10 protein-coding genes are annotated in these 8,997 nt (G+C 70.7%); 3 read left to right on the plus strand and 7 right to left on the minus strand.

The genetic code is table 11. The annotated features are described in order from the left end of the window. Together HR086_RS41175 and HR086_RS41180 are read right to left on the minus strand one after the other, a co-directional pair. Window positions 1-732 (minus strand): S-adenosylmethionine:tRNA ribosyltransferase-isomerase (locus tag HR086_RS41175; protein WP_174468351.1); only part of this gene is annotated, 732 nt, incomplete at its 3' end. Next, window positions 729-1,457, minus strand: coding sequence for an SDR family oxidoreductase (locus HR086_RS41180; RefSeq protein ID WP_174457954.1), 729 nt, complete (start codon window positions 1,455-1,457; stop codon window positions 729-731). The genes HR086_RS41180 and HR086_RS41175, both read right to left, overlap by 4 nt. Window positions 1,458-1,548: 91 nt before the next feature. Here HR086_RS41180 and HR086_RS41185 point away from each other — a divergent pair, with 91 nt between their 5' ends. After that, on the plus strand, window positions 1,549-2,106 hold the full coding sequence (locus HR086_RS41185) for a helix-turn-helix domain-containing protein (RefSeq protein WP_141649036.1): 558 nt from the start codon (window positions 1,549-1,551) through the stop codon (window positions 2,104-2,106). Window positions 2,107-2,113: 7 nt separating this feature from the next. Here the strand turns inward: HR086_RS41185 and HR086_RS41190 are convergent, their stop codons facing one another. Beyond that, a complete protein-coding gene (locus HR086_RS41190) occupies window positions 2,114-2,716 on the minus strand; it encodes a 2OG-Fe(II) oxygenase (protein ID WP_174468352.1) in 603 nt (200 codons plus the stop codon). Between the two features lie 84 nt (window positions 2,717-2,800). On the opposite strand from HR086_RS41190, the gene HR086_RS41195 reads away from it, so the two are divergent. After that, window positions 2,801-3,415 carry a DUF4230 domain-containing protein gene (locus HR086_RS41195; RefSeq protein ID WP_174468353.1) on the plus strand — a complete coding sequence of 205 codons (615 nt, stop codon included), beginning with the start codon at window positions 2,801-2,803 and terminating at the stop codon, window positions 3,413-3,415. 17 nt (window positions 3,416-3,432) lie between these two features. On the opposite strand, the gene HR086_RS41200 is transcribed toward HR086_RS41195, so the two are convergent. The 4 genes from HR086_RS41200 to HR086_RS41215 all read right to left on the minus strand — a co-directional run bounded on the left by HR086_RS41200 (window position 3,433) and on the right by HR086_RS41215 (window position 8,111). Next, window positions 3,433-3,678: a hypothetical protein gene (locus HR086_RS41200; protein WP_174457952.1), complete on the minus strand. Its 246-nt coding sequence runs from the start codon at window positions 3,676-3,678 to the stop codon at window positions 3,433-3,435. Between the two features lie 71 nt (window positions 3,679-3,749). After that, window positions 3,750-4,220: a hypothetical protein gene (locus tag HR086_RS41205; protein WP_174468354.1), complete on the minus strand. Its 471-nt coding sequence runs from the start codon at window positions 4,218-4,220 to the stop codon at window positions 3,750-3,752. Between the two features lie 17 nt (window positions 4,221-4,237). Continuing rightward, window positions 4,238-5,512 (minus strand): tetratricopeptide repeat protein, encoded by a 1,275-nt coding sequence (locus tag HR086_RS41210; RefSeq protein WP_373564416.1) that lies wholly within the window; start codon window positions 5,510-5,512, stop codon window positions 4,238-4,240. Between the two features lie 478 nt (window positions 5,513-5,990). Further along, window positions 5,991-8,111, minus strand: coding sequence for a hybrid sensor histidine kinase/response regulator (locus HR086_RS41215; RefSeq protein ID WP_254614156.1), 2,121 nt, complete (start codon window positions 8,109-8,111; stop codon window positions 5,991-5,993). Window positions 8,112-8,286: 175 nt separating this feature from the next. Between HR086_RS41215 and HR086_RS41220 the strand changes: the two genes are divergently transcribed. Further along, a partial coding sequence (locus tag HR086_RS41220; protein ID WP_174468356.1) for a DUF2270 domain-containing protein occupies window positions 8,287-8,997 on the plus strand: 711 nt, incomplete at its 3' end.

The raw sequence follows: 8,997 nt of genomic DNA on the forward strand, positions 1-8,997 counted from the left end.
CCCTCCCGCCGCGCGGGTCGCCTCCACCTGCGCCACCGTGGCCACGGGGATGTCCGAGCGCTCGGGCCGGGGCAGCGCCGCGTCCAGCACCGCATCCCCGGTGGACGACAACCCCGCCGCGTGCGTGAGCGACGCCAGCCGCACGCCCCGGCGACGCAGGGCCAGCAGCACGTTCCAGGTGAGGGGCAGTCCCGCCGAGGGCGCCTCCGTGGCCCAGGGCCGCGCGCCGTAGCCCGTCTGCACGTGCCACAGCGACAGCGGGGCCACGGTGTACGCGTACTGCACGGGACGGCCTCCCTGGTACAGCGCGGACCAGAGCGCGGCGCCGTCCTCGTCGAAGGCCACGCGAAGGAGGCGGGGCGAGGGCGGCAGCACCTCGACGACCTGGACCGGCAACCCGATGACGGTGAAGCGCGTGCCCACCGGCAGCACGGGCGGCGGCGGGCGGTCCTCGGTGCGCTTGCGCCAGTCTCCCGCTCCGAAGAGGACGGCCGTCCAGGTGCCGTCCTGCTCACGCGACACCAGCCGCAGCTCGACTCGCTCTCCCGAGGCCGTGCGCCCCAGGAGCGAGGCGGGGAACGTGGCGGCGTCGTTCACCACCAGCAGGTCTCCGTCACGCAGGAGCGACGGCAGGTCCGCCACGCGGGCGTCGGAGAAGCGGCGTCCTCGGGGCTCGATGTGCAGGAGCCGTCCCTCCTCGGGATGGTCCACGGGCCAGCGCGCGGGCTTCATGCGGCCTCCAGACTCTCCGCCACCAGGCGGGAGCCCGATGGCAGCGACTCCGCGCGGCGCTCCACCATCGCGACGATGCGGGCCGCCACGTCCTCCGGCCGGGCCAGCGTCGAGCGGTCCGCCTCCGGCATGGCGTCCGCGTGCATGCGCGTGTCCATCTCCCCCGGGTCCACGTTGAGGAAGCGCACGCCCGTGCCCTCCAGCTCCGCGGCCCAGAGGCGGCCCAGGTGCTCCAGCGCGCCCTTGGACACGCTGTAGGAGCCCCAGCGCGGATACGCGGAGAGGGCCGCGTCCGAGCTGATGTTCAGCACCAGCCCGCCCCCTCGCACCACCATGTTGCCCACCACCGCCTTGGTGAGCCGGAAGGGGCCCACCACGTTGACCTCCAGCACGTGCTGGAAGTCCTCGCACGCGGTGTCGAGCAGCAGGGGCAGCGGCGTGGGGCCCAGGATGCTGGCGTTGTGCACCAGCACGTCCAGCGGGCCCACCAGCGACGTGGCCACGCCCACCAGCCGGTAGATGGATTCCTTGTCCCCGACGTCATAGGCCACGCCGTGCGCCTCCAGCCCCTCGGCTCTCAGGGACTCGGCGGCGGCCTCCATCTCCGGGGCGTGTCGGGCCACGCCCACCACCCGCGCGCCTCGCCTCGCGAACCCTGCCATGAGGGCCCGCCCCAGCCCCCGACTCGCTCCCGTCACCAGGACCGCTTTTCCGGTCAGCGTCATTGGAATGTCCTCCTTGCCTGGAGGGATACGTCCGTCGCGTTGATGAAATGGCGTCTCGGACAATCCTTTGGCAGATTGCCAACCCATGGCCATCGACGAAGAGGACCTGCCGAGCAGACTGGCGCGCAACATCCGGACCCTGCGGGAGACGCGGGGCGCCACGCAGGCCCAGCTCTCCAAGCTCGCGGGGGTGCCCCGGGCGACGTGGGCCAACCTGGAGTCGGGCACCGCCAACCCCACGCTGTCGGTGCTGCACCGCGTGGCGGCGGCGCTCCAGGTGTCGCTGGAGGAGCTGGTGGCGAGGCCTCGGGCCAGCGCGCGGCACTACCCGCGCGACAGCCTGACGACGCGCATGCGAGGTGCGGGGCAGTTGCGCAAGCTGCTGCCGGACCCGCTGCCCGGCATGGAGTTCGACCGCGTGGAGCTGCCCTCCGGAGTGCGCATCACCGGCGTGCCCCACACGCCCGGCACCCGCGAATACCTGGCCTGCGAGTCCGGGGAGATGGCCCTCGTCGCCAGCGGTGAGCGCTTCGTCCTCAAGCCCGGAGACGTCGTCGTCTTCCGGGGGGACCAGAAGCACTCGTATGAGAATCCAGGGACGCGCACGGCGGTCGGCTACTCCGTCGTCCTGCTCGCGCCCCCGCTGTGATGACGGCTCAGCCCGCGTCGCGGCCGTAGTACCAGGCGGTGAGGGCCAGGCGCGAGGCGTGGGCGGGCAGCACCTCGTGCTCGATGCGCTCGCTCAGGAAGACGACGAGCGTGTCGAGCATGGGGGCCACGTCCACCGGCGCCGAGCCCTCCGGATGCAGCCGCAGCACGCCTCCGTGCTCGGGCACCCAGCCCGCGTTGGCGTACCAGATGGCGGTGGCGCGGCGGTTGGACTGTCCGGGAAATGAGTCGAAGTGACGCGCGTAGCGCGCTCCGCCGCCGGGGTAGCAGGCGAGCTGGAGGTCGAAGCGTCCCAGGCCGAGATAGGCCGCCGACGAGAGCGCCTGACCGAGACTGGCGAAGTGTTCCCACAGGACGCCGAGTCCTGTTCCTGCTTCCGGCTCCACCCAGCCGATGAGGTCTCCTCTCACGCGGGAGTCCAGGGTCCGCTCGGCGCCCCGGCGGATGCCCGCGGCATGCAGCACTCCAGATTCAGCCCTCGCCAGCGCTTCAGCCCGCGCGGCGAGGGCGGCCACATCCCCGAGGAAATCAGGGCGCGTGAAATAGCCACGCGTCCCCAGTGCCTCCACCTCTACATCGGTCAGCTCCACACGTGCTCCTTCCAGCAACGTGCCGCCCACACGCGCGCACCGTGCCCCAGACGCGTGCCGCGAGGAAGGAGATACACTGGGCCCATGGCGCACCTCTCGCGAATCCTCGCGGTCCTCCTGGGCATCGTCGCCGGAGCCCTGGGCGCGGGCTGGCTCTTGAGGCCCACCTCCCCCGCCCTGCCGGACACCGCCTCCGTGGTGCAGCAGATGCGCGAGGTGGCGCGGCTGGAGACGCTCGACGTCGCCCTCTACAAGAAGGTGACGTTTTCCCCCGAACCCAAGGCCACGGATGCGCTGTGGAAGGACGTGGTGAACTGGGCGGCGTACACCCTCCAGAACCCGCACGGCCGCGCCATCGTCTTCGCGGACGCGCACCTGGGCTTCGACTTCCAGCGCCTGGGCCCTTCGAGCCTCCACGTCGCCGGCACGAAGGTCCACGTCGTGCTGCCCCCCATCGACGTGCGCGTGGCGCTGCGGCCCGGGGAGACGGAAATCATCGACTCCAACCTGGACAGCGCGCAGACGGCGCAGTTGTTGGAGAAGGCGCGCCTGGCCTTCGAGCATGACGTGCGCGCCGACACGAGACTCCAGCAGCGCGCCCGGGACTCCGCCGAAAGGGCCCTGCGTGCGCTGCTCCTCACGCTGGGCTACCGCGAGGTGGTGTTCGTGGACCGGCTGCCCACCAGCACGGCGGGGTGAGCCGGCCCCACGGACGTTCACGGCTCTGACAGCAAGGCGCGTTCAGCGTCCTGGAGCCAGCTCTCGAACGCCTCGCGCTGGGCCTGGGCGTACTCGGGGGCCTTCACCCGGATGTCCGCGTCGAAGAGGAAATGCCAGACGATTTCCTCCACGTCGAAGCTCGCGCGGACGGTGCGAAGTCGCAGGCACAGCGCGATGGACGCGTCCACCCACTCCTTGAGGCTCTTCTTGTCCGTGGGGTCATGGTCAAAAAGCCTCCTCATCTCCTTTAGCGCAGCGGACCACTCGGCTGATGACACGGGTATGCCTCCTACGTTTCCCACCGTTGGAGCCTTCACTCCGGTGGCGCACCATGATGGATCAGGATGACCGGGTCGCCATCGTGTGAAATCACGAGCGCGGACCGGGATGACGCCACGGCGCTCGCGAGCCCCGCGACAGGCCCGCCAAACAGGTTCGGATGTTCCGGGTCCGTGAGGGCCCCGATGGCGACCCTGTCGTAGGCGGGGAAATGCTCCGGGACCGCGAGCTCGTCATCCAGGAGCAAGACCGAGAGCGCGTCTCGCCTCATCGCCTGGACCACGTCGCCTCGCCCGGAATCCCCTCCCAGGGGAACAGCCACCCTCATCGACACGACGAAATCACCGCGTTCAGTGGGTCTGTCGAAGATGAGCACCCCCGAAGCAGTCCTCCTGAAGGCCTCACTCGACATGAACTTCTCGACCGCATCCCATCCAGGATGCGTGGCGCGGGGTCCGAGCGCCCATTCCTCGTATGACAGGACTGTTGCCCTGGTCATCGCCACCTCCGGAGCGACCTGTATCAGTCCCCAGCGGCCCGGTCCCGGGTGAGCCCTTCGTCCGACAGAAAGAACAAGCCGGCGATTCCCTCCGGAGTCGGCTCCAGGTCCGCCAGCACTTCCCAGGCCGAGGGGTCGGAGACTCGGGCCACGAGCGCCATCTCTCGCCGCACCAGGGAGCCATAGAGGGGCTCGTCTCCCGCCTGCTCCGCCAGCAAGCGCCGCTGGGACGCGGTGAGCAGCCGCGCGCCGTCGAGCCCGTCTCCCGCGGCCACCGCCCACAGCCCCGAAAAGCTCTCCGCGAGACGGACCTCGCCCCGGTCGATGACGACGGGCCGCACGGGCGCCGGATGCGCCTCCAGGTTCCGCCACGCCGCCGTGTCCACCGCCTCCCGCGTCAACCCAGCCGACCCCAGGGCGGACTCGGGCAGGTAGCGCACGAAGTCCGCGTCCTCCAGCACATAGAAGACCTCCAGCCTCGCCGGCCCCTGGCGGTGCAGCGCGCCCACCGCCTTCGCCTCGAAGTCCGCCGGACGCAGCACCGGACGAAGCCGAGCCTCCAGCGACGCCCCTTCCGAACCCAGCCCCGAGTCCAACCCGCCCAATCGCGCGGCCAGGGCCTCCACGTAGGGGCCCAACCCCGCTGAGCCCGGGGCCTCGCGATACGCCGCGTACAGTGAGCCCACGTCCACGCGCCCCACTCCACCCGTGGCCAGCTTCACCAGCAGGTCCTTTCCCTGCCGCCTAAAGACCACCCGCGCCCGTCCCAGCGCGCCCGCCAGCGCGGCGGTGAACTCCGGCCGGAGCACCTGCTCCTCGGGCACGGCCGGGGGCGGAAGCTCCGCCGCCTCCAGCTCCGCCTTCAACAGCCGCGTCTCCGCGTCGAACGGGTCTCTGGCCAGCGCATCCGTGACGTACGCCTGGGCCTTCTCCACCTCGCCCCTGCGCAGCGCCAGCACCGCGAGCACCTTGAGGACCTCCGGGTCCCCGGGCTCCTGCGCGCGCGCCTGCCGCAGCAGCGCCTCCGCGTCCCCATTTCGCTCCAGCCCGAGCAGCGCCCGAGCCAGCCCCAACATCACCGGCACGTCCCGAGGGAAGTCGCGCCGCAGCGCCTCCAGCAGCGGCAGCGCCTCCCGGTCCGCGCCCGCGTTGATGAGGGCGTGCGCCAGCGCCAGCCTCGGCGTCGGCCCCTCACTGCCCTGTGCCTGCGCGCGGAGCGCTTCCAGCTCCGCGTCACTCAGGACCTCACCCGCCTCCACCTTGCGGCGGATGCGCTCCACTTCCAGCAAGACGCTCACCCACACGACTCTAGACGCCCGGCCGTGATTCACGAACCCACCCCGCACCGGACCCCGAGTTCCATTGCCAGACAAGCATTCCAACCCACCCAGACATGATGGGCTTTCGACATACACAGACATCGCCCCAGTCGACACCCACATGCCCTGGGGTTGGATGGTTTGAGCAAAACCCGTCAGGCAGGATGCGCCTGCTTCGCAGCCGGATACCGCACCCCGAGCCATCCCGAGTTCAGCTTCGTGGACGTGGCGAAGTCCCTCGGCGTTCCGCATGACCAGGTGATTCACCACCGGGACGAAATGAAGACCGCGCCGAAAGTCGCGGTGGAGCACGTTCTGACCCGACATGAGTCGTAGGTGCGCACGGCTCAGGTGACGCCGCGACCGTCCGCGAGGGCGGCCGGCGAGGGTCTCCAGGCGACGGCGGCCCCCGTTGCCCCTCCTTCCTTGGACCTCGGGGTGGTCCACCCGCGGGGCCTCAGTGCCGTGGCGGAGTATCCGGACTGTCGCCGGCATCGGGAGACGACTCTCCGGCGGCCTGCGCGGCCTCACCGCCCGAGCCGCCCTCCGTCTGCGCGAGGAAGTCATCCAGCGCGCCCACGTCGATGGGCTTGCGGAACACTGCGTCCACCAGCGCGAGGCTGGCGCGGTTCTGCCCGCGTACGTCCATTCCGGTGACGATGGCGAGCAGCACGTGGGGCGTCTTCTCGCGAAGCGCGCGCGCCAGCTCCCAGCCGCTCATCTCCGGCATCACCGCGTCCAACAGGGCCGCGTCGAAGCGGCGCCGGTCCCACATCTCCAGCGCCACATGGGGGTCATGGGCCACCTGCACCTCGTAGCCCTCCTCCCCCAGGACTTCGGCCATCATCCGCGCGTTGTCCAGGTCGTCGTCCACCACCAGCACGCGGCGCGTCTGCTGGAAGCGCCGGGGCGCCGCCGGAGCCACCGCCTTCGTGCCGCTCGGCGGGGTGCGCGTGGGCTCGTACGTGGACGACTGCTCGTGGACGCGCGGCAGCCGCACCACGAAGGCCGCGCCCTTTCCCGTCGTCGCGTTCTCCGCCGTCAGCTCGCCGCCCCAGCGCTGCACCTGCGCGCGTGCCACCGCCAGGTACAAGGAGAGCTGCGGCGCGCCCGGGTCCCTGCGCAGCGGGTCGAACAGGTGCGAGAGTTCCTCGGCCGCGTACGTCGGGCCCTCGTCCTGGATGCGCAGGATGAGCCACTCCCTGCCTTCCGCGCGCGTCGTCAGCTTCAGGTGGCCGCCCTCCTCCATGCGGTCCCTGGCCGCCAGCAGCAGGTTCACCACCAGCTCGCGGAAGAAGGCCGCGTCCGCGCGCACCGCGCCCGGGTCATGCAGGTCCAGCTCCACGTAGACCGGGTGCTCGCGCTGCTCCAGCTCGCCGCGCGCCAGCTCCAGCGACTCGCGCACTGTCTGGTCCACCTTCACGTCGACGGGCCGCTCCTCGGTGCGCTGGACATTGAATTCTTGGAGTCGGGCCACCAACTCGCCAATCTGCTGCACCGTCTTGTCCAGCGCCTCCAGGTGCTCGGGCTTGTATTCACGCTGGAGCAAGGTGATTCGCAGGCGCAGCACGTTGAGGAAGTTGTTGAGTGCATGCGCCGCGCCCCCCGCCAACTGTCCCAGCGCCTGCTGGCGGGTGCGCTGGAGCAGCCGCCCCTGGAGCCTGCGCAGCTCGCCGTAGGCGCTCTCCAGCGCCTTGGTCTTGTTCGCGGACTCGGTGCGGTCGGTGAAGGTCTGGATGGCGCCGGCCAGTTCGCCCTCCTCCTCCCAGACGGGCGTGGCGCTCATCTCCAGCGTCACCTCGCCGCCGCCGGGACGCTCCACCACCATCATCACCCCGCGCACCGGGCCCTGCTCCTTCAGCGCGCGCACGAAGGGCATGTCCGCGACCTTGAAGGGCTCGCCCGTCAGGTGCCGGGCGTTCACCTGCGTGAGCACCGGGGACACGGTGTTCACCGCGCGCCCGCCCACCACCGCGCGCATGGGCACGCCCATCAGCCGGCTCACCGGCGGCGTGGCGAAGGACACGGTGCCGTCCACTTCGGCCAGGAGGATGCCCACGTCGACGTGGTTGAGCACCGACTCCATCACCGCCGCCTCGCGGAAGCGCACCTCCTCCGTCTTCAGGATGCGCGCATAGGACGCCTGCGCCGCCGCGTCCCCTTCCCACACCAGCTCCGCGATGAGGCCGGCGACCTCCGGCTCTATCAGCCCGCCGTGGTGGCGCGCGTAGACGTGCAGCAACACCGACTCCAGGGACTTGAACTCGCGCGTCAGGTCCTCGGGCTCGAAGTTCTGCGTGTACCGGTCCGCGCCGTGGGAGCGGGCAACCTCCGGCCACAGGCGCACCGCGTCCTCGCCGCGGTCCTTGAGCAGGCGCGCCATCTCCCCCACCAGTCGCCGCAGCGGGGCACGCAAGTCCCTGCCCGGAATCTCCACCTCGTAGACTTCCGCGCGCAGGCGCTTGGCCCACAGTCGCGCCACGCGCTCCTGCTCCCCCTGGAGCAGCTCCGACAGGGCTTCGATGGGATTGAGCCGGGCCACGTTCAAGTCGCCAAGGTGGGCATGCCCGCCCGCCATGGCCACCCGTGCCCCCGCCTGTCCGCCCGCTCCAAGGGACCGATGCCGCCGGTGTCCCAGGCCGCCTGCTCGCCCACCAGGAGGCAGGACGTGCGCGCGGGCGCGCTCGCATGGGGGCGATCATCCGGACGAGCCGTTGCATCGACCCGCGCCCCGTCCCACCTTCCGGGAACGGATGCCCCTCAACGAGCCCATCAAGAACGACCTCTTGGAGTCGCCCTGGTTGTCGCAGCAGGCCATGGCGCAGCTCTTCCGGGGCGAGCTGAGCCGCTCCGACACCTGGCGCACGCGCCTGGACACGACGACGAACTGGGCGCTGACGACGACGGCGGCCGTCATCTCCTTCGGCTTCGCGACGCCGCAGAGTTCCCACGTCACCTTCCTCGTCGGCATCTGGATGGTGGTGTCCTTCCTGCTCGTCGAGGCGCGGCGCTACCGCTACTACGACTTGTGGAACCGCCGCGTGCGCCTGCTGGAGGACGGCTGGTGGGCCCCCATGCTGCGCCGCGAGCCGGTGGACCCGGACGCCCTGCGAGAGCTGGCGGTGGAGATGTCCCGCCCTCAAATCCAGCTCTCGTTGCTCTCCGCCATCTCCACGCGGCTCAACCGCACCTACGGGCCCATCCTGATGGTCCTGTTGGTGACGTGGTTCTTCAAGGTCTACAGCCACCCGAAGCCGCCGGTGGACTTCCTGGAGTTCGTCACCCGGGCCCACGTGGCCTGGATTCCGGGCCCCATCGTGATGTTGATCCTGGTGTTCATCACCATCACCGCGACCTACCTGTTCATCTCCTCGTTCTTCATCCGGGCGCCCCTGGGCGAGTTGCGCACACGCCCCCGGGGGCGACGCGCCGCGCTGTGGGAGTCGTTCTACCGGCCCTACGCC

Source organism: Myxococcus sp. CA039A, assembly GCF_013336645.1.
GTDB lineage: Bacteria > Myxococcota > Myxococcia > Myxococcales > Myxococcaceae > Myxococcus > Myxococcus llanfairpwllgwyngyllgogerychwyrndrobwllllantysiliogogogochensis.